General features: G+C 61.8%; 21 protein-coding genes. 18 read left to right on the top strand and 3 right to left on the bottom strand.

All coding sequences use genetic code 11. From position 1 onward, the window contains the following. Positions 1–176: 176 nt before the first annotated feature. From MR935_RS05435 to MR935_RS05465, 7 genes are all read left to right on the top strand, one after another. Positions 177–2,750 carry a X2-like carbohydrate binding domain-containing protein gene (locus MR935_RS05435; protein WP_290571761.1) on the top strand — a complete coding sequence of 858 codons (2,574 nt, stop codon included), beginning with the start codon at positions 177–179 and terminating at the stop codon, positions 2,748–2,750. A gap of 129 nt (positions 2,751–2,879) precedes the next feature. Next, positions 2,880–4,781 (top strand): ribosomal protection-like ABC-F family protein, encoded by a 1,902-nt coding sequence (gene abc-f, locus MR935_RS05440; protein ID WP_290571763.1) that lies wholly within the window; start codon positions 2,880–2,882, stop codon positions 4,779–4,781. Further along, positions 4,778–5,539 (top strand): YdcF family protein, encoded by a 762-nt coding sequence (locus MR935_RS05445; RefSeq protein WP_290571766.1) that lies wholly within the window; start codon positions 4,778–4,780, stop codon positions 5,537–5,539. The genes abc-f and MR935_RS05445 overlap by 4 nt, the downstream gene beginning before the upstream one ends. Positions 5,540–5,582: 43 nt before the next feature. Next, positions 5,583–6,668 (top strand): peptide chain release factor 1, encoded by a 1,086-nt coding sequence (gene prfA / locus MR935_RS05450; protein WP_290571768.1) that lies wholly within the window; start codon positions 5,583–5,585, stop codon positions 6,666–6,668. After that, positions 6,665–7,693, top strand: coding sequence for an L-threonylcarbamoyladenylate synthase (locus MR935_RS05455; RefSeq protein ID WP_330636462.1), 1,029 nt, complete (start codon positions 6,665–6,667; stop codon positions 7,691–7,693). Before prfA ends, MR935_RS05455 begins: the two co-directional genes overlap by 4 nt. Before the next feature lie 53 nt (positions 7,694–7,746). Continuing rightward, positions 7,747–8,352 carry a dephospho-CoA kinase gene (gene coaE, locus MR935_RS05460; RefSeq protein WP_290571770.1) on the top strand — a complete coding sequence of 202 codons (606 nt, stop codon included), beginning with the start codon at positions 7,747–7,749 and terminating at the stop codon, positions 8,350–8,352. Further along, a complete protein-coding gene (locus MR935_RS05465) occupies positions 8,342–9,736 on the top strand; it encodes an aminopeptidase (protein ID WP_290571772.1) in 1,395 nt (464 codons plus the stop codon). Before coaE ends, MR935_RS05465 begins: the two co-directional genes overlap by 11 nt. A gap of 90 nt (positions 9,737–9,826) precedes the next feature. On the opposite strand, the gene MR935_RS05470 is transcribed toward MR935_RS05465, so the two are convergent. Then, a complete protein-coding gene (locus MR935_RS05470; RefSeq protein ID WP_290571774.1) occupies positions 9,827–10,912 on the bottom strand; it encodes a sensor histidine kinase in 1,086 nt (361 codons plus the stop codon). A 269-nt stretch (positions 10,913–11,181) separates the two neighbouring features. Here MR935_RS05470 and gap point away from each other — a divergent pair, with 269 nt between their 5' ends. Continuing rightward, positions 11,182–12,210 carry a type I glyceraldehyde-3-phosphate dehydrogenase gene (gap, locus tag MR935_RS05475; protein ID WP_290571776.1) on the top strand — a complete coding sequence of 343 codons (1,029 nt, stop codon included), beginning with the start codon at positions 11,182–11,184 and terminating at the stop codon, positions 12,208–12,210. A gap of 183 nt (positions 12,211–12,393) precedes the next feature. Further along, on the top strand, positions 12,394–13,515 hold the full coding sequence (locus MR935_RS05480) for a DUF362 domain-containing protein (RefSeq protein WP_290571778.1): 1,122 nt from the start codon (positions 12,394–12,396) through the stop codon (positions 13,513–13,515). 77 nt (positions 13,516–13,592) lie between these two features. Here MR935_RS05480 and aroF read toward each other — a convergent pair whose 3' ends face one another. Continuing rightward, positions 13,593–14,615, bottom strand: coding sequence for a 3-deoxy-7-phosphoheptulonate synthase (gene aroF / locus MR935_RS05485; protein ID WP_290571780.1), 1,023 nt, complete (start codon positions 14,613–14,615; stop codon positions 13,593–13,595). Between the two features lie 132 nt (positions 14,616–14,747). Then, complete coding sequence (locus MR935_RS05490) at positions 14,748–15,443, bottom strand: peptidoglycan recognition protein family protein (RefSeq protein ID WP_290571781.1); 696 nt, start codon at positions 15,441–15,443, stop codon at positions 14,748–14,750. Between the two features lie 670 nt (positions 15,444–16,113). On the opposite strand from MR935_RS05490, the gene speD reads away from it, so the two are divergent. From speD to nagB, 9 genes are all read left to right on the top strand, one after another. Further along, positions 16,114–16,878 (top strand): adenosylmethionine decarboxylase, encoded by a 765-nt coding sequence (gene speD, locus MR935_RS05495; protein WP_290571783.1) that lies wholly within the window; start codon positions 16,114–16,116, stop codon positions 16,876–16,878. Positions 16,879–17,083: 205 nt separating this feature from the next. Continuing rightward, entirely contained in the window at positions 17,084–18,544 is a 1,461-nt protein-coding gene (locus MR935_RS05500) for an aminotransferase class I/II-fold pyridoxal phosphate-dependent enzyme (protein ID WP_290571785.1), read from the top strand. After that, on the top strand, positions 18,535–19,392 hold the full coding sequence (gene speE, locus MR935_RS05505) for a polyamine aminopropyltransferase (RefSeq protein WP_290571786.1): 858 nt from the start codon (positions 18,535–18,537) through the stop codon (positions 19,390–19,392). Before MR935_RS05500 ends, speE begins: the two co-directional genes overlap by 10 nt. A gap of 164 nt (positions 19,393–19,556) precedes the next feature. Next, complete coding sequence (locus MR935_RS05510) at positions 19,557–20,816, top strand: saccharopine dehydrogenase family protein (RefSeq protein WP_290571788.1); 1,260 nt, start codon at positions 19,557–19,559, stop codon at positions 20,814–20,816. Position 20,817: 1 nt separating this feature from the next. After that, entirely contained in the window at positions 20,818–21,948 is a 1,131-nt protein-coding gene (nspC, locus tag MR935_RS05515) for a carboxynorspermidine decarboxylase (protein ID WP_290571790.1), read from the top strand. A 364-nt stretch (positions 21,949–22,312) separates the two neighbouring features. Next, entirely contained in the window at positions 22,313–22,801 is a 489-nt protein-coding gene (locus MR935_RS05520) for a PTS sugar transporter subunit IIA (RefSeq protein WP_290571792.1), read from the top strand. Between the two features lie 35 nt (positions 22,802–22,836). Beyond that, positions 22,837–23,094: an HPr family phosphocarrier protein gene (locus tag MR935_RS05525; RefSeq protein WP_290571794.1), complete on the top strand. Its 258-nt coding sequence runs from the start codon at positions 22,837–22,839 to the stop codon at positions 23,092–23,094. A 52-nt stretch (positions 23,095–23,146) separates the two neighbouring features. Next, on the top strand, positions 23,147–23,581 hold the full coding sequence (locus MR935_RS05530) for a PTS transporter subunit EIIB (protein ID WP_290571795.1): 435 nt from the start codon (positions 23,147–23,149) through the stop codon (positions 23,579–23,581). 175 nt (positions 23,582–23,756) lie between these two features. Beyond that, complete coding sequence (nagB, locus tag MR935_RS05535; protein ID WP_290571797.1) at positions 23,757–24,497, top strand: glucosamine-6-phosphate deaminase; 741 nt, start codon at positions 23,757–23,759, stop codon at positions 24,495–24,497. Positions 24,498–24,499: the final 2 nt, after the last annotated feature.

Here is a 24,499-nt window from a genome sequence, read left to right on the forward strand (position 1 = left end):
TCCCTCTGTCTGTGGTGGATTTTGATAGATGGTATCAGTATACCGCATTTTGCGGTGCGGCACAAGCGCGCCCGCCGCTTTATTTCGGCTTTAAGGGCGGCGCGCAAAAAAATAACTACACAAATGCATGAAATAATGGTAAAATAGAAAATAACCATACCAACGAGGTGATTGCTTTGAAAAGATTTTTGTCCGCCGTGCTGGCGGCTGCCATGCTGCTGTGCGCGCTGCCGGCGGCGCTTGCCGTTTCCGACATTGACAGCCACTGGGCCAAGACGTATCTGACCGAGCTGCACAAGATCGGCGTGATAAACCCGTCCTCCTCGGGCAACTACACGCCCGATCAGGCGATCATGCGCTGGGAGTTCATGCGCTACATCAACCGCGCGTTTGGCTTTACCCAGACCGCCGAGATCAGCTATACCGACGTACAGCCGGGCGATGTATACTACGAGACCGTGCAGATTGCGGTCAAATACGGCTACATCAACGGCGTGGGCAACAATAAAATGGCGCCGACCGCCACGCTGACCCGCGAGCAGGCGGCCACCATCCTCGGCCGGCTGCACAAGTACACGCCGGCCGCCAACACCGACGCGCTCACCTTTACCGACAAGGACAAGCTGGCCGATTACAGCCGCGCCTATGTGGCCGAGGCCGCCAAGCAGGGCTACATAGGCGGCTATCCCGACGGCTCCTTCCGCCCCACCGGGCTTGTCACCCGCGCGGAGATCGCCAAGATCCTCTATTTCTTCCTCGGCTCGCCGCTGCGCACGGAAAACGGCACCTACGGCGACGCCGACCTGCGCAGCACGACCAGCAACGTGACCATCTCCGCCGCGGGCACGCTGGCCGACGTGACCGTGCCCGGCAACCTGTACATCACCGAGGGTGTCGGCGCGGGCAGCGTGACGCTGACCAACGTCACCGTTGACGGCGATATCATCATTGGCGGCGGCCGCGTGACCATGAACGGCGTGTCCGCGGTCAACATGATCGTCTCCGGCGCGCTCGGCCCCGATCCCGAGGTCATCTGCACGGGCAACACCAACATCGGCTATACCGAGGTACAGACCGACGCTGTGCTGCGCGAAAGCGGCCTGTCGGCCTCGGCCGGCGGCCTGTCCGACCTGACCGTTACCGGAAACGGCGTGTCGCTGACGCTTGACGCGGCCGTGTGGAGCACGACGACCACGGGCGCAGCGGCCATCCTGACCACGGGCAGCACCTCGATCACCGAGCTGAAGGCGGGCGGCCGCACGACCGTGACGGGCGGCGGCGCGGTACAAAAGGCTATCCTGAACGCCTCGGGCTGCGAGCTGCTGATGCGCCCCGGCTCGGTCGAGCTGGGCAGCGGCGTAACCGCCACCATCGCGGGTGAAACCGTCACCTCGTCGACCAGCGTGTCCGTCCAGCCGTCCACCCTGTCGATCAACTTCGGCAATGCCGACGCGATCGCCCATTCCTACGATTTTACCTTCAACGCGGACAAGAACGACCTCGTCCGCGTCACCGTGGGCAACGATGTCCTGCGCATGGGCAGCGACTATAACCTGCTGACCGACCGAAACGGCATCCGCATCTACAAATCCTACCTGTCCACACTGACGGCCGGCGTATACACCGCCGAGCTGGTGTTTGCCGACGGCTCGACCGCTGCCATCGGCCTTTCGATGACCGGCTCGGTGCAGGGGCTGGTAAATCCCACCCAGCTGACCTTCGACCGGTATGACGCCTCGCCCAATTACGCCGACCTGACCGTTACCGTCACGCTGCCCGCCGGTGTGCTGCTCGATTCGGTCAAGCTGGGCAGCACCGTGCTCGAGCGCGGCACGGACTATACCTACAACCACGCCACCGGCCAAGTCACGCTGATGCGGGACGCACTAAACAAGCGGGGCAAAGGCTCGTACACGGTCAGCTTTGTGCCGAGCAAGGGTCTGCCGCTCTCCTGCCTGCTGAACATTGTCGACACCGCGCCGGTCAACGAGATCCTGCCGAGCGAGGTCGACTTTGACTCCAACGTAAACGCAGGCGGCTATGCCGATATCACCGTCACGCTCAATCCCGCCAGCGGCGCGACGCTGAAGAACATCCAAGCGCGCGGCAAAACGCTCGAGGAAAACTGGCAGTATAAAATAAACGGCAATCAGGTCACCATCAACCGCACGGCCATCGCCGAGCTGGGCCAGAACAACGCGACCTATGTCGATTTCACCTTTATCATGTCCAGCGGCGTAAATCCGGTGCTGCGCGTCAATTTTGTCACCACCTATCCGCTCACCGCGCAGGTGGTGGACGACCTCGGCCTGCCGATCGAGGGGGCGACCGTCACCTTCACGCCGACCGAAAACCTGACCGGCACGGCCACGCAGACCATGCTGACCGATATCAACGGACAGGCCACCGTATACGTCAAGCGCGGCTCGTACACGGTCGCGGCCTCGCATGAGCGCTTCACCGCGCCGCTGAGCCAGACGGTCAGCGTATCCTCGCCCCGCAAGGTGCAGCTGGCCGGCGAGATACTGGAAAACGTGCAGCTCATCGTCACCAACCGCTACGGCGCAATGCTTTCGGGCGCGTCGGTCACGGTCGGCGGCAAGAGCGTGACCACCGGCGCGGACGGCACGGCCTCGTTCAGCCTAAAGCGCGGCAACTATGTTGCGCAGGTCTCGTGCGTCGGCTATACCACGCAGTCGGTCACGCTGTCCGTCACCGGCCCGATCCGCGAGCGCGTCATGCTTGAGTGACCGCCAAGGGAAATACAATGAAGGGAGAGAACCCCCCCGGGTTCTCTCCCTTTTTTAAGGCTTTTCGATACGCGCAAAATGTGCTATACTATAAGCTGATTATGAATGCATCGAAAGGGGCTTGCCTCTGTGGCCGATATTACCGTACAAAACCTGACCAAATATTACGGCGATAAGCTGATTTTGAAGGACATCAGCTTTGACGTCCAGCCTGGGGAGAAGGTCGCCATCCTCGGCGCGAACGGTGCGGGCAAGACCACGCTGCTGCACATCCTGACCGGCCGCCTGCCCTACGACGGCGGCCATGTGTCCTTCGGACAGAACCGCACGGCGGGCGTGATCGACCAGATGCCCGATTTCGCACCCGACGCGACGGTCGAGGACGTGCTTCGGCTGGCGCTGCGCGAGTCGGACGAGCTTGTGCGGGCGATGGACGAACTGACCGACGAGATGACCCGCCGGCCGGACGACGCTTCGCTTTTGCGCCGCTACGCGCGGCTGGAAACGCGGCTCGAAGCGCTCGGCGGCTATAACCGCGATTACGAGATCGACCGCGTATGCAACGGCCTTGCGATTCCCGCGGAAATGCGCGCGCAGCGCTTTGATCTGCTCTCCGGCGGGGAAAAGACGCGCATCAATCTGGCGCGCGTCATTTTGGAGCAGACCGATATCCTGCTGCTCGACGAGCCGACCAACCATCTCGATATGGACGCGGTCGACTGGCTGGGCACCTATCTTGAGAGCTACCGCGGCACGGTGCTCATCATTTCCCACGATCGCTGGTTTATCGACCGCTGCTGCGCGCGCGTGATCGAGATCGAGAACTGCGCCTGCCATTTCTATCAGGGCAGCTATTCGTATTACGCGGTCGAGCGCGAACGCCGCCGCGCGGAGCAGCTCAAGCACCACGAGCACGAGCTGGCCGAGAAAAAGCGGCTCGAGGCCGTCGCGCGCACCATGCACGAGCACGGCACCGAGCATCTGGCCAAGCGCGCTGCGTCCATTGAAAAGCGCATTGCGCGCATGACTGTCACCGACCGGCCCAAGGCCGACAAGCGTATGACCGTCACCTTTGGCGACCCGAACTATGAGACCGAGGAGCTTTTGAAGGTGCGGGATATTTCCAAGACCTATGACGGGCGGGAGATCCTGCGCGATATCAGCTTTACCCTCCGCAACCGTGACCGCGTGGCGCTCTTGGGCGCAAACGGCGCGGGCAAGACCACGCTGCTGCGGCTGCTGCTGGGTGAGGAGCAGCCGGACACGGGCGTCATACGCCGGGGCGTCGGCCTGAAGCCCGCCTACCTGCCGCAGCAGGTGCAGTTTGCCAATCCCCACCGCAATTTGATCGACACGTTGATCTACGATAAGAACGTCTCCATGCAGGTGGCGCGCAACCGGCTTGGCTCGTTTCAGTTTTCCGGGGAAATACAGTATAAGACGGTGGAAATGCTCTCGGGCGGGGAAAAAAGCCGCCTGCGGCTATGCGAGCTGATGTACGACCCGCTCAACCTCCTTATTCTGGACGAGCCGACCAACCACCTCGACCTTGCCTCGCGCGAGTGGATCGAGCAGGCGGTCGAGGCCTTTGACGGCACGCTGCTGTTCGTCTCGCACGACCGCTACTTTGTCGAGCGTTTCGCCACCCGCGTGCTGTATTTGGAGGACGGCAGACTGACCGACTTCGCCGGCGGCTACACGGCCTTTCTGGCCTACCGCGAGCGGACGGGAGCACCCGCTACCGCGCCGTCCGCGCCCAAGGCACAGGAGGACACGCCCGCCCCCTCCCCCAAGCCCCGGCGCGCGGGTGGGGCGAAAACCCTGCAAAAGCAGCTTGCCACGCTCGAACGCGAGGTCGCCGCGCTCGAGCGGCAGGCCGATACGCTCACGCAGCAGATGGCCGACGCGGCTTCCGATCCCGCGCGGCTGCTCACGCTGATGAGCGAAAAGGAAGCATGCGACGCCGCGCTTGCGGACAAGCTCACGGAATGGGAGACGGCCGCCGCCGCGCTGGAGGAAATGCAGACATGAGCGAGCGCAGGCTATGGCTGGGGCTTGCCCTGCTGTCCACCGTGCTCGGCGCGGTGCAGCTGCCGTGGGCGCCGGCGCGTTTTGGCGGGGTGTTTCTGCTGGCGCTGGCCGCGGGCTGCGCGGGCGAAGCATGCATGCTGCACCTGCGGACGCGGCACAAGCTCTGCGCGACGCTGGCCGTGGCGGGGCGTGCTCTGTTTGCGCTGTTCGTCCTCTCGTTTGCCTATATCCAGCTGGTCGTGATCGGCTCAGGCTTACGCATGGATGCATACAGCCGCGAGAATGTGCCAAATACCGACTTTTTTCTCGTGCTCGGCGCACTGGTCAATCCGAACGGCCAGCCCTCCGCCGCGCTGGCTGCGCGGTGCGATACCGCAGCCGCGCTGCTCACGCAATATCCGAAAAGTCAGGCCATCCTATGCGGCGGGCAGGGCGCGAACGAGCCGCGCAGCGAGGCTGACGCGATGTTCGACTACCTGACGGCACGGGGCATCGACCCGGCGCGGCTGCACCGGGAGGATAAGTCGAACAACACCATTGAAAACATCCAAAACGCGCGGGAGTTCCTCGCGCCGAGCGACCGCACAGCGGTCGTCACCAGCGATTACCATGTGGCGCGCGCCCGCGTGCTGCTGCAAAGCGCGGGACTTGACCCCGTGGGCATACCCGCGCCCACGCCGTACCCCGGCCAGTGGATCAGCGTGCGCTGCCGGGAATACTGCTCCATTGTGGGGCTGATGCTGACCGGACGCTGGTAAGCAAAGACCATGGGCTTTCGACCGTCTGAGGGAGGTACACTTTGTGTTTGAAAAAGTAAAATCGCTGGCCGCGCGGCTGGACGAGCTGGAAATGCGCCTGTCCGCGCCCGACCTGTACGACGACCCCGGCCGGGCGGCAGCGCTGCTGCGCGAGCGCAACGAGCTTGCGCCCATCGTCGCGGTGTACCGCGCCCACGAGGCCGCGCGGCAGACCATCGCCGAGGCGACCGAAATGCTGTCCGACCCCGATATGCGGGAGCTGGCGCAGGAGGAGCTGGCGCAGGCCAAGGAGGACGCGGCGCGGCTGGCCGGCGAGCTGCGCATATTGCTGCTGCCCAAGGACCCGAACGACCGCAAAAACATCTTTGTCGAAATACGCGGCGGCGCGGGGGGCGAGGAGTCCGCGCTCTTTGCCGCCGACCTATACCGTATGTACACGATGTACGCGGCGGCGCGCGGCTGGCAGACCGAGGTGATGAGCAAATCCGAGACCGAGCTTGGCGGCTATAAGGAGATCGTGTTCCGCGTGGCGGGTGAGATGGTGTATTCGCGCCTCAAGTTTGAAAGCGGCGTGCACCGCGTCCAGCGCGTGCCGGAAACCGAGAGCCAAGGGCGCGTGCACACCTCGACCACAACGGTCGCCGTGCTGCCCGAGGCCGAGGAGATCGACTTTTATATCGACCCCAAGGATCTGCGCATCGACACCTTCCGCTCCTCGGGCGCGGGCGGCCAGCATATCAACAAAACCTCCTCGGCCATCCGCGTCACCCACATCCCGACGAACACGGTGGTCGAGTGTCAGGATGAGCGCAGCCAGCACAAGAACAAGGACAAGGCGCTGCGCGTGCTGCGCAGCCGCCTGTACGAAGCCGAGGTCGAAAAGCAGCAGGCCGCCATCGCGGCCGACCGCAAAAGCCAGGTCGGCACGGGCGACCGCTCCGAGCGCATCCGCACCTATAATTTCCCGGAAAATCGCGTCAGCGACCACCGTATCAAGCTGACCATCTACAAGCTCGACCAGTTTTTAAACGGTGAGATGGACGAGATACTTGACGCGCTCATCGCCGCCGACACCGCGGAAAAGCTGCGCGCAGGCGGCCTTGCCGCGGATACCGGGAGTGTGTCATGATGCAAACACATCTATTATTGCCGGAAAGCGATGTAAACGCGGTGCAGATTGCCGCCGGCCTGATAAAGCAGGGCGAGGTGGTGGGTATGCCCACCGAAACGGTGTACGGCCTTGCGGCAAATGCGCTGGACGGGCGCGCGGTGGCAAAGATCTTTCACGCCAAGGGCCGCCCGCAGGACAACCCGCTGATCGTCCACATCGCGGACGCCACGCAGCTGAATACGCTGTGCCCCGCCGTGCCGCCGCAGGCCGCGCGGCTGGCTGAGGCGTTCTGGCCGGGGCCGCTGACCCTGATCGTGCCCAAGGCGGCCTGCATCCCGGAGGAGGTCTGCTGCGGGCTGGACACGGTGGGCGTCCGCCTGCCCGCGCACCCGCTCGCGCGCGCACTCATCCGCGCCGCCGGTGTGCCGCTGGCCGCGCCCTCGGCCAACCTGTCGGGACGGCCGTCCACGACAACCGCCGCGCATGTGCTGCGCGATATGGACGGCCGTATCGCCGCCGTACTAGACGGCGGGCCATGCGGCGTGGGGGTTGAGTCTACCGTGGTCACACTCGCGCAGGACAGGCCGCGCCTGCTGCGCCCGGGCGGCGTTACACTCGAGCAGCTGCAAGGTGTGCTCGGCACGGTCGAGCTGGACCGCGCGCTGTATGAAAAGATCGGGGATGAGGCACGGGTGTCCGCGCCGGGCATGAAATACCGGCATTACGCCCCGAAAGCGCCTGTCACGGTCGTGCGCGGGCAGCCGCAGGCCGCGGCGGCCTATATCAAGGCACACGCCGCCCCGGGCGACGGCGTGCTCTGCTTTGACGAATACCGGGACTGCTTTTCCGCCTGCGTAGTGGCCTGCTTCGGCGCGCAGGCCGACCTTGCCGCGCAGGCGCGCGCGGTGTTCGACTGCCTGCGCGCGTTTGACGACACTGCCGTGCGGCAGATCTGGGCGCAGTGCCCCCCCAATGACGGGCTGGGACTTGCGGTCGCCAACCGCATCCAAAAGGCGGCGGGCTTCCGGACGGTCGACGTATGACAGGCCGAAAACCCAAAGCACCGCCCGCATATCCGGACAGAGGAAGTGGTAAAATGAAAGTGATCGGTCTGACCGGCGGCAGCGGTACTGGCAAGGGCACGGTCGCGGCGCGTATGCGCGACCTTGGCGCGGGCTGGGTGGATGCGGACGCAGTCTATCACACGCTGTGCCGCACGAATACCGAGATGCTGGCCGCGCTCGACGCTGCCTTTGGCGGCGTGCTGACGGCCGAGGGCGCGCTCGACCGCCCGAAGCTCGCGCAGCTCGTCTTTGCCGACCCGGCAAAGCGCGCGCGGCTGGGCGCGCTGACCGCCCCGTATATCCTGCGGGCATCCATGGATGCGCTCGAAGCGCAGCGCGGCCATCCCATCGTGCTGCTTGACGCGCCGACGCTGTTTGACGGCGATTACCGCGCGCTCTGCGGGCCGGTGGTCGGCGTGCTGGCCGACCGCGAAACGCGGGTGCGGCGCGTGATGGCGCGCGACAGCATTTCCGAGCAGGCCGCCCGCGCCCGCATCGACGCGCAGCCGGACGACGGCTTTTTCCGTGCGCGGTGCGACTATATTCTGGAAAACAACGGCGATCTTGCCGCGCTGTGGCGGGACACCGATGCTTTATATGCTATTCTCATCAAAGGAGATGGAAAAAATGACAGCTGAACAACTGTTTTACGACAAAAAAACCGGCTTTGACCGGCTGACCGACAGCGACAAGCACGCCATCCAGACCTATGCCGAGGGGTACAAGCGCTTTCTCGACGAGGCCAAGACCGAGCGCGACGCGGTGCGCGAGATCGTGCGCATGGCCGAGGCCAAGGGCTTTCGCGCGTGGACGCGCGACGGCGGCGTAAAGCCGGGCGACCGGCTCTATCAGGTCAACCGGGGCAAGGGCATCACGCTGGCCGTGATCGGCACGGAGAGCCTGCGCCACGGCGTACACCTGACCGCCGCCCACCTCGACGCGCCGCGCATCGACATCCGCACCGTGCCGCTCTACGAGGACAACGGTATGGCGTTCTTCAAGACCCACTACTACGGCGGCATCAAAAAATACCAGTGGACGGCCATCCCGCTTGAGCTGCGCGGCGTGGTGTGCGTGTGCGAAAACGGTCAGGTCAAGACCGTGCCCGTGCGCGTGGGCGACCAGCTGGACGACCCCAAGTTCGTCATCACCGACCTGCTGCCCCATCTGGCCAGCGAGCAAATGACCAAAAAGGCCACCGATATCATCAAGGGCGAGGGCATGAACATTCTCATCGGCTCCGCGCCGAGCGAGACTGTGGACGAAAAATGCGCGGACAAGATAAAGCTTGCCGTCATGGAGCACCTGAACCGCGCCTACGGTATGACCGAGGCCGATTTCCTCTCGGCCGAGCTATGCTGCGTGCCCGCGTTCAAGGCGTGCGACATCGGCTTTGACCGCTCGCTCGTCGGCGCATACGGGCATGATGACCGCGTCTGCTCCTATCCCGCGGCGACCGCGCTGATCGATTTGCAGACCACGCCCGCGCACACCTGCGTCTGCCTGCTGGTGGACAAGGAGGAGATCGGCTCGGACGGCGTGACCGGGATGCAGTCCCGCGCGTTTGACACCTTTATTGACGACCTGTGCCGCGCTGAGGACGTGCTGACCGGCGAGTGCCTTGAAAACTCGGTCTGCCTGTCGGCCGATGTGTGCAACGCGTTCGATCCCAACTTCCCCGAGGTATCGGAAAAGCGCAACGATGCACGCATCAACTGCGGCTTTGCGCTGGTCAAATACACCGGCTCGCGCGGTAAAGCCGGCACGAACGACGCCCCGGCCGAGCTGATGGCACGCATCCGCTGCATACTGGACAAGGCGGGCGTCATCTGGCAGACCGGCCAGCTTGGCCGCGTCGATCAGGGCGGCGGCGGCACGGTGGCCATGTATCTGGCCAACCGGAATGTGGATACGGTGGACGCGGGCGTGCCCGTGCTCTCGATGCACTCGCCGTTTGAGCTGATCGCCAAGCTCGACCTGTATATGGCATACAAGGGCTTTGCGGCGTTCTATCAGGACTGAGCAAGCCCCCCGCCGGACACGGCGTAACGATTGCAGCAAAAAAGTGCGAAAACACCGGTTTTCGCACTTTTTGTCGTTTGTGTGGGGCTGTCAGGCAAGGGGAGGCTGATTAAGGCAGCACAGCTCAAACTGCGCGACCGGGCAGCCCTCGTCGAGTATCATGGGCGCATAGGCATGCAGGTCGGCCAGCGCGTCGGGCAGGCGGGCAAGCGAAAAATGCAGCTCGCTGCCGCCGCCCTCGCGCGGCGAGAGCAGCAGCGTGCCGCCGTGCAGCTGGGCGACGCGCTGCACCAGCGGCAGGCCAAGGCCGGGCGTCGTACCCTGCCGCACCAGCGCAAGATAATCCTCCAGCGGCGCGGTGCGCTGCCAGCCGGAGAGCAAGCCCTCAAACAGCGCAGCGTCCAGCCCCGCGCCCCGGTCGGCCACGGTGACGGTCGCAAGCTCGCCGTCGCACCGCAGCGAAAGCGTGATATCGCCCCCGTCGGGCGTGGCCTGCACGGCGTTGGTCAGCAGGTTATAGAGCGCAGTCTCGACCAGATGGCGGTCGAGCAGCATTTCGCAGCCGTCCGGCAGCTGCAGCGTGATGCGGCACCCGCAGTAGGCCGCGGTCTGCCCGGCGGTCTCCCGGCACAGGTCGGCAAGGTCGCAGTGCCGCAGGCGAAGCTGCTCGGTCAGCGGCGGGTCGTGCAGAAAATCCGAATGCGCCAGCATCCGCTGCATCCGCAGGCATTGCAGGCGCAGCCGCGCGGCCAGCGCGGGGTCGGCCACCTCATCGGCGCAGGCCATCAGCCCGCCGAGGTAGGTCAGGCTTTTGGTGTGCAGCACGCGCAGGCTACCGTCATACACGGCGCGGTCGTCGCGCAGAAAGGCGAGCAGCGCACCCTGCCGGTGGGGAATCAGCTCAAGGCGGTATTCGACGCCGTCCAGCTCCTCCCACACGCTGCGCGCGCTTTGCCGCGCGATGCAGTCGCGCAGCGCCTCAAGCGCCGCCGCGCTCAGGATCGGGTCTACCGGGTCGAGCGGCCGCAGGCCGGTCAAGCCGGCCGCGTGCCGGCTGCAGTTTTCCACCCGCCGCGCCGCGCTGACCGTGATCAGCGCCGCGTCGCGCAGCGCGGTGCGCTCGAGCAGCGCCAGCAGCGCGCCGCCGTCTGTTTGCGAGAAAAAGGGTTCCGCCATGCTCTATCCTCCATATCCTCCAAATTCATGCGCTTTCTCTGTGTATTTTATGCCGGCGCGCATAAGGCGTGTGCGCGGCTGAAATACTATATTTTGTGTGATGTGCTTATTATACCACCAGAGGGGTCGGCTTTGCAAAGAAAAATATACAAAAACCCCATTGCGGACGACATTAATTTCACAAATATTGCATCTTGCGGCCCGGCGTCCCGATAGTGTATAATAAAGCTACCGACGATAAAAGTTTCAATTTGAGGAGGAAACTGAAAATGGCTATCAAAGTAGGTATCAATGGCTTTGGCCGCATCGGCCGCATGGTTTTCCGCGCGGGACTGAAAAACCCGAACATCGAGTTCGTGGCGGTGAACGATCCCTTCATGACGCCGGACTACATGGCGTATATGCTCAAGTACGACACCATGCACGGCCGCTATGACGGCACCATCGAGTACGATGACAGCTCGATCACCGTCGATGGCAAGAAGGTGTTGTTCTTTGCCGAGATGGATCCCAAGAACATCCCGTGGGGCAAGGTCGGCGCGGACTACGTTGTCGAGTCCACCGGCGTGTTCCTGACCAAGGAGAAGGCGCAGGCGCACATCGACGGCGGCGCCAAGAAGGTCATCATGTCCGCTCCGTCCAAGGACGATACCCCGATGTTCGTCATGGGCGTAAACCAGGACAGCTACACCAAGGACATGACCTTTGTCTCCAACGCTTCCTGCACCACCAACTGCCTCGCGCCGATCGCTAAGGTGCTCGACGAGGCCTTTGGTATCACCGAGGGTCTGATGACCACCGTGCACTCGGCCACCGGCACCCAGAAGGTCGTTGACGGCCCCTCCAAGAAAGACTGGCGCGGCGGCCGCGCGGCCTGCGGCAACATCATCCCGTCCTCCACGGGCGCTGCCAAGGCTGTCGGCAAGGTTTACCCCAAGCTCAACGGCAAGCTGACCGGCATGGCCATGCGCGTGCCGACGCTGGACGTTTCCGTCGTCGACCTGACCTGCAATCTGGCCAAGCCCGCCAAGTATGAGGACATCTGCGCCGCGATGAAAGCCGCTTCCGAGAAGCCGCTGGCTGAGGGCGGTCTGCAGGGCGTGCTGGGCTACACCGATGAGGACGTCGTTTCCTCCGATTTCCTGGGCGATGCGCGCACCTCTATCTTTGACGCCAAGGCCGGTATCCAGCTGACCGACACCTTTGTCAAGGTCGTTTCCTGGTATGACAACGAGTGGGGCTACTCCTGCAAGCTGCTCATGCTCATCGAGCACATGGCCAAGGTGGACAACGCCTAAGCTTTCCTCCTCCGACGCACCGTTCCATCCGCCCCGCCCGCGCGGCGGCGGCAGGGACACTGTATAAGGCAAAAACCGCACCTCTTTCTCCAAGGCACAGCGCCGGGGAAAGAGGTGCTTTTTATGCTGTTCTTTTGTCCTGCGCTGTGCTATACTGAAAGCAAGCAAGAAAGGATGAATGCTATGCAAGAAGCCAAGGTTTATTTTGCGGATTTCCGCACGACGCTGACCGAAAACCTTCAGCAAAAGCTGACCCGCCTGATGACCGCCGCCGGCATGGGCGAAATTGATTTTGACAGGAAGTTCACCGCCATCAAGATCCATTTCGGCGAGCCGGGCAACCTCGCCTTTCTGCGCCCGAACTGGGCAAAGACCGTGGCCGATTTCGTCCGCGCGCGCGGCGGCAAGCCGTTTTTGACCGACTGCAACACGCTCTATGTCGGCGGGCGAAAAAACGCGCTCGACCATATCGACAGCGCCTACTTAAACGGCTTTACCCCCTTTTCCACCGGCTGCCATGTCATCATTGGGGACGGGCTGAAAGGCTCGGACGAGGCCTATGTCCCGGTTGAGGGCGGCGAATATGTCAAGCAGGCCAAGATCGGACAGGCCATCATGGACGCGGACGTGTTCATCTCGCTGACCCATTTCAAAGGGCATGAGCAGGCCGGCTTCGGCGGCTGCCTGAAGAATGTCGGCATGGGCTGCGGCTCGCGCGCGGGCAAGATGGAGCAGCACAATGCGGGCAAGCCGCAGGTCGAGCCGGCGCCCTGCATCGGCTGCGGCACCTGCACACGCATGTGCGCGCACGACGCCATCACCATCACAGCAGGCAAGGCGCATATCGACCATGACAAGTGCGTCGGCTGCGGCCGCTGCATCGCCGTGTGTCCGACCGACGCGATCGGCTGCGCGTTCGACGAATCGACCGTCATCCTCAACCGCAAGATCGCGGAGTACACCAAGGCAGTCGTGGCCGGACGGCCGTGCTTCCATATCTCGCTTGTCATCGACGTTTCGCCTAACTGCGACTGCCACGCCGAAAACGACGTGCCGCTCGTGCCGAACATCGGCATGTTCGCCTCGTTTGACCCGGTCGCGCTCGATCAGGCGTGCGCGGACGCGGTGAACGCCGCGCCCGTCAACCCCAACTGTCTGCTGCACGATGTACACGAGCACCACCACATCGACGACCCGGACGACCACTTCCACGCCGCCCACCCGGACACCTGCTGGCAGGCCGCGCTTGAGCACGGCGAAAAGCTCGGTCTCGGCACGCGGGCGTACCAGCTGATCCGCATCTGAATTTGTAAAAGAAAAGGCCGCGCAGGCTCGTCCTCCCTTCCCGGAGGCAAGCCTGCGCGGCTGCTGTTTTTTCGCGTTTACACTTCGGGCTGCAGCGCACGTCCCTCAAACGCTGCGCGGCGCTTGATATCCTGCATCACCGCGTCAAACTGCGGCAGGTCGAGCGACTGCGCGCCGTCACACAGCGCACAGCGCGGGTTGTTGTGCGTCTCGATGAGCAAACCGTCCGCACCCGCGGCGATGGCCGCGCGAGACAGCGGCTGCACCATATCCCGGCGGCCGGCGGCGTGGCTGGGGTCGATGATAATGGGCAGGTGGCTGCACTGCTTGACCAGCGGAATGGCCGAGATATCCAGATTATTGCGGATCATGGTCTCAAACGTGCGGATGCCGCGCTCGCACAGCATGACGTTGGTGTTTCCGCCGGCGAAAATGTATTCGGCCGCCATCAGAAACTCCTCCATCGTGGCGGACAGGCCGCGCTTGAGCAGGATGGGCTTGTTCGACCGGCCAAGCTCCTTGAGCAGCATGAAATTCTGCATGTTGCGCGCGCCGAGCTGGATGATATCCACATCAGCGAACAGGTCGAGATGCTTTTCGCTCATGATCTCAGTCACGATCGGCAGGCCCGTCTGGCGCTTGGCCTCGAGCAGCAGGCGCAGACCCTCGGCCTCCAAGCCTTGGAAGGAGTACGGCGAGGTGCGCGGCTTGAACGCGCCGCCGCGCAGAAAGGATGCGCCTGCCTTTTTGACCGTCTCAGCGACCTCGATGATCTGCTCCTCGCTCTCGACCGAGCAGGGTCCGGCCATGACGTTGAAGTAGCCCGCGCCGATCTTGCGCCCGGCGACCTCGATGACCGTGTCCTCGGGGTGGAACTTGCGGTTGACAGCCTTGAACGGCTCGGTCACGCGCTGCACGCGCTCGACCACGTCATAGGCAAGGATGTCGCGCTCGTTGACGCGGGTGGTGTCGCCCATCAGGCCGAGGATGGTGGTGTTTTCGCCCTCGGAATAGTTGATTTGCAGACCCATATCGGTGAAGTGCCGCATCAGGCGATCGACACGCTCTTTTTCCGGATGCTGTTTCAGTACAACGATCATGCCAGTTTACTCCTTTATCAGTTGAAATTTACCTATCTTAGAGTATAGCACCGCCCAGCGCAAAAGAAAAGAGGCGATTTGCAACAAAACCGCCTCTTTTTCAGCATATCTTTGCACACCGCCGCGCTGTGCTCAGCTGTTTTTCTGCGCGGCCTTCAGCTCCTCATACCGGTTGGCCACCGCCTCGCAGAATTCGTCCCACCGGCCGTCCCCGATCAGCTTGGCCGGGCAGACCTTGCCGGAAAAGTCCTGATGCGTGCGCAGCGCCTTGGGCTTTAGGCCGTATTCGAGCAGCAGGCGGGCGCACAGCTTTTCGGCGTTGATGAGCGCCTGCTCGTAGTTGCCGTCCTCGTTGACGCATATCTCGATGCCGATGCCGTTTAGGTTGCCGCCGTCCTTTTTCTGCCCGTCGCCCGCGTGATAGGCCGATTCGTCATCGGGCACATGATGGTATATCTCGTGGTCGTCTACCGTGTAGTGCCACGAGACGATGCCCGATTCGGCGTTTGCGTTCTGATGAATAAAGGAGTTGTGCGCGGCGGCGTTCGCGCCGGGCGAGAAATTGTCGGTCTCGTGCACGACAAGGTACTTGATCTCCCGCAGTTGGCTGGGGCGCGCGCGGCTGCCTTCGGTAAGGAAGTCGGTCGTTACCGGTATGTCCTCGATATAGGTGATGTTGGCATCCGGCTTGAGCGGACGAGCCAGCGCCTTATGCGTCAGCACACCGGCGGCAAATGATACCGCCATGAGCGCAAGGACGATCAGCGCCCGGCCGCCGCTTCGCTTTTTCTTCTCCTTGGTGCTGGTGTAAAATCCTACTGCTTTCACTTGCTTATGCCCTCTCCCCAAATCGTCAGTGGTCTTATTGTACTACAATTCGACTGATTTTTCAAAGCCCCAGCTGTAAACTTTTTGTTTTATCCGCCCGAGCCGGCCGCTGGTATGTTAAACCTGTAATAAATCCTTGCATTGCGGCGGTTTTTAGGGTATAATAGCCGCAAGACGGCTATTATACAAATTATTTCACGATTATACCACCAGCGGCGCATCGGCTCATGCTTTCGATTGAACAACTGCCTGCCGCTGTGGTATAATAGCCGCAAGCAGGCATTATATGCTCTTACGATTATACCACTCGGAGGGGCAAAGCCTTTGCCAGCAGAATTCCTTCAGACCGCTTCCCTGTCCGGGGAACGCCAAGGCCATGCGGACAGCCGGGTCGAATGCCGAACAAGGCAGCTTTGTTGCCTTATTGAATTTTATAAGTTGGCTGCTTAAAAGCCGTGTGCCGCGGGCACATCACACTTGTGAAACAATCAATAAGAGTAGTAAAAGTTAGAAGATTTTCTGCTATATAGACTCTTTCCTCTATCGTTCAGCCGCCGCGCGCTGTTTGCGGGCGCGGGGCGCAGCGTAGAAAGCTTGTTCCTCAAGCAAGGATGCCGCCGCCGGCACACCTGTTTGGGGATTTTTTATTTGTGGATGAGGGTGCAAAGAGATGCAGAACAAGCTGAAGCTGTACGGGTTCAACAACTTGACCAAGGCGCTGTCCTTCAATATTTACGATGTTTGCTACGCCAAGACCGAGCGCGAGCAGCGCGACTACATCGCCTATATCGACGAGCAATACAACTCCGAACGCCTGACCAAGCTGATGGAAAACGTTACGGAGATGATCGGCGCGCATGTGCTGCATATCTCAAAGCAGGATTACGACCCACAGGGCGCGTCGGTCACCTTTCTTATCGCAGAGGAGCACATGAAGCCCGCCCCGCTGCCGGAGACCATCCTCGCCCATCTGGACAAGAGCCACGTCACCGTACACACCTATCCCGAATACCACCCGGACACCTGCCTTGCCACCTTCCGTGTCGATATCGACGTGGCCACCTGCGGCGAGATCACGCCCCTTTCCACGCTGGATTACCTGATCGGCTCGTTCGATTCGGATATCATCACCATGGACTACCGCGTGCGCGGCTTTACCCGCGATATCGAGGGCAAAAAGCTGTTCATGGATCACCATATGGCCTCGATACAGGACTATATCGACCCCAAAACACTCGAGCGCTACGACGCCTGCGACGTAAACGTCTACCAGTCCAACCTGTTCCACACGCGGATGCTGCTCAAAGAGGTCGACCTGCAAAACTACCTGTTCAACACCGATATCTATGAGCTGCCGCCCAAAACCCGGCTGAAGATCCACTCCGACCTGCGGCGTGAGATGATCGAGATCTTTTCGGGCAAAAATATATACTGACGAACTTGCAGAAAAACGGCCGTTTTTCCCGCAAAACGCCCGCCGCGCGAAGCGCTCCGGGCGATCAGCGTTTGGAAAAGGTGCATCAATGCGCCACTTCCGGACACTTGCTGCCAAAAAAGTCACGCACCTGTCGCGGCTTTTTTGGCACTGCATACGCGCTGCGGCGCGGAAAATTTTCTCGCCCCGGCAGGAGGTTCTCACGATGGATCAATCCCGCGCGCCGATCAAGGAGGCGCTCGAACACTTTAAGGATATGCGCATCGTGCCGTTTGATGTACCCGGGCACAAGCGCGGGCGCGGCAACCCCGAGCTGACCAAATTTCTTGGCGAGTCGTGTATGACGGTTGACGTCAACTCGATGAAGCCGCTCGACAATCTTTGCCACCCCACCGGTGTTATTCTGGAAGCAGAGCAGCTCGCCGCCGAGGCCTTCGGCGCGGGACATGCCTTTCTGATGGTCGGCGGCACGACCTCGTCGGTGCAGGCCATGATCCTGTCGGCCGTCGCATGGGGGGATGAGATCATCCTGCCGCGCAACGTGCACCGCAGCGTCATCAACGCGCTCGTGCTGACCGGGGCGATCCCGATCTATGTCAACCCGCAGATGAACGACCGGCTGGGCATTTCGCTGGGCATGTCGGTCGCGGATGTGAAAGAGGCGATCGACAAGCACCCCGCGGCCAAGGCCGTGCTGGTCAACAATCCGACCTACTACGGCATCTGCTCGGATGTGCGGGAGATCGTGCGGCTGGCGCACGCCAAGGGCATGAAGGTACTGGCCGACGAGGCCCACGGCACGCATTTCTATTTCGGCAAGGATATGCCGGTCTCCGCGATGGCCGCGGGCGCCGACCTTGCCGCCGTTTCGATGCACAAATCGGGCGGCTCGCTGACGCAGTCCAGTTTTCTGCTGTGCGGCAAGAGCATGAACGCCGACCACATCCGTCAGTTCATCAACCTGACGCAGACGACCAGCGGCTCGTACCTGCTGATGGCAAGCCTCGATATCTCGCGCAAGAGCCTTGCGCTGTATGGCGAGCATATCTTCCGCAAGGTCACCGACCTTGTCACCTACGCCCGGGAGGAGATCAATCAACTGGGCGATTACTACGCCTACGGCCGGGAGCTGATAAACGGCGACACCGTTTACGACTTTGACGTGACCAAGCTTGCCGTCAACACGCTGGACGTCGGCCTTGCTGGTATCGAGGTGTACGACATCCTGCGCGATTTTTACGATATCCAGACCGAGTTCGGCGACCTCGGCAACCTGCTGGCCTATGTTTCGGTCGGCGACCGGGAGCGCGATCTCGAACGGCTGGTCGCGGCGCTTTCCGATATCCGCCGCCGCTATAAGCGGGACAAGGCCGAGCTCATGCGGCAGGAATACATCTCGCCGCAGGTGGTAGCCGGCCCGCAGGAAGCGTTCTACGCCGCGCGGCAGCCCATGCCGCTCCATGCGGCGGCCGGCCGCGTCTGCGCCGAGTTTGTCATGTGCTACCCGCCCGGTATCCCCATCCTCGCCCCGGGCGAGCGCATCACGCCCGAGATCGTCGATTATATCCGCTACGCCAAGGAGAAAAACTGTATGCTGCTCGGCACGGAGGATCCCGAAGTCAACAACCTGCAAGTCATCAAGGGGGTGATCAGCCCATGCGGCTGACCTTTACCGAAATGCACGCGCCGACCGTCGGCCTGTCGATCCAGATCGACCGGCAGCTTTATACCGAGCGCAGCGATTTTCAGCGCATCGACGTGTTCGAGTGCGAGGAATTCGGCCGTTTTCTGACGCTTGACGGCTATATGATGCTGACCGAGCGAGACGAGTTCATCTACCATGAGATGATGGTGCACGTCCCGCTGGCCGTGCTGGGCGAGCGCATCGAAACCGTGCTGGTCATCGGCGGCGGGGACGGCGGCTGTGTGCGCGAGCTTTGCCGCTATCCGCATATCAAGCACATCGACCTTGTCGAGATCGACGAGCGCGTGGTCAAGGTCTGCCAGGAGTTTCTGCCCGGCGTGGCCTGCAGCCTGACCGACCCGCGCGTGCATATCCTGTACCAAGACGGGCTGAAGTACATCCGCCGCATCGAGGATAGGTACGACCTGATCATCATCGACTCGACCGACCCTTTTGGCCCGGGCGAGGGGCTGTTCACCATGGAGTTTTACGGCAACTGCTGCCGCGCGCTCAAGGCGCACGGTGTGCTGGTCAACCAGCACGAAAGCCCGTTTTACAAGGCCGACGCACTTGCCTGCCAGCGCGCGCACAAGAATATCGTGCACTCGTTTGAGCTTTCGCGGCTGTTTCAGGCGCATATCCCGACCTACCCCTCGGGACATTGGCTGTTCGGCTTTTCTTCGCGCGGGGTGCATCCCGTGCGCGACTTAAACGCCGATGCATGGAACGCGCGTGGCATCGAGACACGGTATTACAACACCAACCTGCACCGGGGCGCGTTCTATCTGCCCAATTATGTGCAGAAGCTGCTGGAAAAGGTGGAGGAATAAATATACGGGGTATCCATACCCCCTATATACAAAAAGACGCTGCGTCCTTGACGCAAACGGCTATGCGGTTGCTGCTGCATATCACATTCATGCGCGGCAAGCTGACTTTCTTAAATTCGATTGCGCGCTGCGGCGCGAACAAACTATCAGGAGGAAACAAAAAGATGGGAAGAGCTCTTATCATCGGCTGCGGCGGCGTGGCCGGCGTGGTCATCCACAAGTGCTGCCAGAACAGCGACGTGTTTGAGGAGATCATGATCGCCTCGCGCACCAAGTCCAAGTGCGACGCGATACGGGACAAGCTGGCCGGTACGACTCCGACCAAGATACGCACCGCCAAGGTGGACGCAGACAATATCGACGAGCTGTGCGCGCTGATCGACGAATACAAGCCCGATATCGTTATGAACATCGCCCTGCCGTATCAGGATCTGACCATCATGGAGGCCTGCCTGAAATGCGGCGTCAACTATATGGACACGGCAAACTACGAGCCGGAGGACACCGACGACCCCGCATGGCGCGCGGTATACGAAAAGCGCTGCAAGGAGCAGGGCTTTACCGCCTATTTCGACTATTCGTGGCAGTGGGCGTATCAGGAGCGCTTTGAAAAGGCCGGTCTGACCGCGCTGCTCGGCTCGGGCTTCGACCCCGGTGTGACGCAGGCCTACTGCGCCTATGCGCAAAAGCACCTGTTTGACCAGATCGACACCATCGACATTCTGGACTGCAACGGCGGCGACCACGGCTATCCCTTCGCCACCAACTTCAACCCGGAGATCAATCTGCGCGAGGTTTCCGCGCCCGGCTCGTACTGGGAGGACGGCCGCTGGGTCGAGATCCCGGCCATGTCCATCAAGCGCGAGTATGACTTCGATCAGGTCGGCCGCAAGGATATGTACCTGCTCCACCATGAGGAGATCGAGTCCCTTGCCAAGAACATCCCGGGCGTGCGGCGCATCCGCTTCTTTATGACCTTCGGCCAGAGCTACCTGACCCACATGAAGTGCTTTGAGAACATCGGCCTGCTGTCCACCACGCCCATCAGCTACGAGGGCAGGGATATCGTGCCCATCCAGTTCCTCAAGGCGCTGCTGCCCGACCCGGCCACCCTTGGCCCGCGCACCCGCGGCAAGACCAACATCGGCTGCATCTTCACCGGCACCAAGGACGGCAAGCCCAAGACCGCCTATATCTACAACGTGTGCGACCATGAGGCCTGCTACCGCGAGGTCGGCTCGCAGGCCATCAGCTATACCACCGGCGTGCCCGCGATGATCGGCGCGGCCATGCTGATGACCGGCAAGTGGAGCAAGACCGGCGTGCACACCGTCGAGGAGTTCGACCCCGACCCGTATATGGAGGCGCTGAACAAGTGGGGGCTGCCGTGGCAGATCGATGAAAACCCCGCGCTGGTGGATTGATATGAGATTTACTGAGCTGCCCACCCCCTGCTTTATCGTGGACGAAAACCGGCTGGTGCAAAATCTGGCCGTGCTGCGCGATGTGATGGAGCGCACGGGCGCTAAGATCCTGCTGGCGCAGAAGGCGTTTTCGATGTTCTCGGTCTACCCGCTGCTGCGGGAATACCTGTCCGGCTCGACGGCCAGCGGCCTGTTTGAAGCCCGCCTCGGCCATGAGGAGTTCGGCGGGGAGACGCACGTCTACGCGCCCGCCTACCCGGAGAGCGAGTTCCGTGAGCTGCTGGGCTATGTTGACCATGTGGTGTTCAACTCCTTCGCCCAGTGGAAAAAATTCGGCAATGTAGCGCGCGCGGCGGGCAAAAGCTGTGGCCTGCGCGTCAACCCGGAGTGCTCGACCCAGCCCGCCGAGCACGCGCTCTACGACCCCTGCGGCCCGACCTCGCGCCTCGGCATCACGCTGGATAATTTCCAGCCCGACCTGCTCGACGGCGTGGAGGGACTGCACTTCCACACTCTGTGCGAGCAGAACGCGGACGATTTGGTGCGCACGGTCGCGGCGTTTGAGCAACGCTTCGGCGCGTATATGGAGGATATGAAGTGGCTCAACCTGGGCGGCGGCCACCATATCACGCGCGATGATTACGATGTGGAAACGCTGGTGCAGTGCATCCTCCGCCTGCGGGACAAGTACGGCGTGCAGATCTATCTGGAGCCGGGCGAGGCCGTTGTGCTGAATGCCGGCTGGCTGGTGGCCGGCGTGCTTGAGGTGATGCGCAACCACGCGGACATTGCGATTCTGGATACCTCGGCCGCCTGCCATATGCCCGATGTGCTCGAAATGCCTTACCGCCCGCCTGTGTACCGCGCGGGCGAGCCGGGGCAGAAGGCCTTCACCTATCAGCTTACCGGGCGGTCCTGCCTTGCCGGAGACGTGATCGGCACCTATTCGTTTGACAATATGCTCCGCCCGGGCGATCAGGTCGTGTTCGAGGACATGGCGCTGTACACCATGGTCAAAACCAACACCTTCAACGGTGTGCCGCTGCCCTGCATCGGCCTGCGCCGCGCAAACGGCACGGACGAGGTCGTGCGGGTGTTCGGCTACGAGGATTTCAAGCACCGCTTGTCATAAAAAAGGCCGGCCTTGTCTGCCTGCGGCCGCATTTCCGTGGCGGCAAGGCCGCGCTCTCTTGTCAAAACCGTGCGACTGTCGCAGATACCACAGCATATCTTTGTGCAGTTATACAAAAATATCTGGTATTTTCTGTTGCATTTGCCATGGCAAAGGGACTTGCAGAACGGCCGGCTATTTGTTACAATAGAAACAACAAATGCATAAGCTCTGATTGGATTGCTACCGCGTCGGCGGGCAAAACCAAATTTCGCGCAGGGCGGCTGGAGAAGTCTGTCTTTCTGCGGAGAAGTTTGGTCTTTTTCGTTTTTCGGGATAATTTCCGCAGCAGGAGGCATACTCGTCAAAACAAGGGGATGTTCAAATGTTTGGTAAGCTGAAAAGCCTGCTTGGCGGTGCGGGGATCGATATCCCCAGCCCGGTCGCGGGCACGGTCGTGCCGCTGGCCGAGGTGCCCGATCCCACTCTGGCGCAGGGCATCCTGGGCAAGGGCGCCGCGGTGGTCCCCTCGGAGGGGCGCATCACCGCCCCGGCGGACGGCACGGTCGATTTGATATTCGACACGGGCCACGCAGTCAGCCTGACCACGCAGGACGGCGTTTCGCTGCTCATCCATATCGGGGTGGACACTGTCCGGCTGGCCGGGGCGCACTTTACCGTGTGCTGCAAGACCGAGGACAGCGTCAAGGCAGGGGACACGCTCATCCTGTTTGACCCGGTAGCCATTCAGTCCGCGGGCTATGATACCATCACATCGGTGATCGTGTGCAACACGGAAGCTTTCGCCGCCGTCCGGCCGATTCGGTCGGGCGCTGTGGCTGCGGGTGACCCGCTGCTGCACATTGATAAATAATTCACACACATTCATCAGGAAAGGAAGCTGCCATTATGAAAGTTGTAGAGTATGTTATCACCGATGACTACGGTCTCCATGCCCGCCCGGCCGGTATGCTGGTCGAGATGGTCGCCAAATTCAAGTCCGACATCCAAATCGCTTCACCGAAAAAGGAAGTGAGCGCCAAGCGCATCATGGGCGTGATGAGCCTTGGCGCAAAAAAGGGCGAGACCATCAAGCTGACCATTTCGGGCGAGGACGAGGCCGAGGCCGCAAAGGCACTTCAGACTTTCCTGAAAGCCAATCTGTGATTGATCTGCCCGCCGTGCGCACGGCGGCAGACCGAGGAGAGGAGAAATGCGTATGAACATCGAGCTGCCGGCCGGCTTTGCCGGTCTTGTCCTCTCGTCTCCACCTGCCGCCGGCCAGTCGTGGTTGTCCACCGTGTTGCTGTGCATCGGCGCGGTGCTCGTGCTTTTCGCGCTGGTGCGTATCGTGGGCAGACGGAGACGCAAGCCCCGGGGTGGGGCGGCGGTGCAGCCCCCGGCGGGCGACAGCGATTATGCCGCGGCTGCGGCCGCCATTCTGGACGGGCTTGGCGGCAAGGAGAATATTGTGTCGTTCGAGCATTGCATCACCCGTCTGCGTCTTTTGGTCAAGGACTATACCGCTGTGGATGAAAAGAAGATCCGCGCCGCGGGTGTCGCGGGCGTGATGCGCCCGTCCAAGACTCGGGTCGATGTGATCGTAGGCACGAAGGTCGGGTTCGTCGCGGACGAGCTGGCAAAGCTGCTGTGAATTACTTGATAGGGGGCTTAACAAGCCCCCTATGAGCCGTTGCGCCGGCGGGCGGCAAGCCCTGTCTGCACGCAGCGGACACGCAGGCGTTTGTCCGCGCGGACGGACAGTGCTCTCCCCTGAGAAAACGGCACAGCCGGAATTTACTGACGAACATAGTAGAGGTGTATGCTTTATGAAGATCATCCGTGCAAAAGATTATAACGACATGAGCCGCAAGGCGGCCAACATCATCTCGGCGCAGGTCATCCTGAAGCCCGATTCCGTGCTCGGTCTGGCGACCGGGTCATCGCCGATCGGCATTTATGAGCAGCTCATCAAGTGGTATAACAAGGGAGACGTGGATTTCGGCGCGTGCACCACCTTCAATCTGGATGAGTACCGCGGCCTGACCGCTGACCATGACCAGAGCTACCACTATTTCATGCACAAGAACTTTTTCGGCCGCGTCAACGTGCCCAAGGAGCGCATCAACCTGCCGGACGGCGCGCAGATGGACGCCGAAAAGGAGTGCCAGCGGTACGATACGGCCATCCGCGCGGCAGGCGGCATTGATCTGCAGCTGCTGGGCATGGGACTGAACGGCCATATCGGCTTTAACGAGCCGGCTGAGTATTTTTCCAAGGGCACGCACTGCGTCGATCTGACCGAATCGACCATCGAGGCCAACAAGCGCTTTTTCGCCTCGGCGGACGATGTGCCGCGGCAGGCGTATACCATGGGCGTGCAGACCATCATGCTCGCGCGCCGCATCGTCATCGTCGTTTCAGGCGAAAATAAGGCCGAGGTCGTGCGCGAAGCGTTCTTCGGCCCGGTCACGCCGCGCGTACCGGCTTCCATCCTCCAGCTGCATACCGATGTGTCGGTCGTTGCCGACGAGGCCGCGCTGTCCCTCTGCGGCGACCTCGTTCCCTGAGC

The sequence above is a fragment of the Agathobaculum sp. genome, assembly GCF_022775115.1.
GTDB lineage: Bacteria > Bacillota > Clostridia > Oscillospirales > Butyricicoccaceae > Agathobaculum.